Genomic DNA, 269 nt, shown 5'->3' on the forward strand with positions numbered 1-269 from the left:
GCGCACGCCTGCCCTGGCGGCTGCGCTACGCACTTGGTCTTGCGACTTGCGCACGTGCATCAGCACCGGCAAATCAAACTCGCGCGCAATGCGCAATTGCGCTTGGTAGACGGTGTTCTGCCGCTCGACGTTCGGATCGGGGATGAAGAAATCGAGCCCGATCTCGCCAATCGCAACAAAGCGCAGATCGTCCATCGACGCTGCGACTTGGCGTCGCAGTTCGGCCAGGTCATCGTCGCTGGCCTGGGCGGCACACATCGGGTGAATGC

At 62.5% G+C, this 269-nt stretch carries 1 protein-coding gene; it reads right to left on the minus strand.

Annotated elements, in window-relative coordinates; translation table 11 throughout:
- Positions 1 to 269 (minus strand): TatD family hydrolase (locus ACVA6Q_RS24690; protein WP_446649226.1); only part of this gene is annotated, 269 nt, incomplete at both ends.

It is taken from the genome of Vibrio sp. DNB22_10_4, from assembly GCF_052879755.1.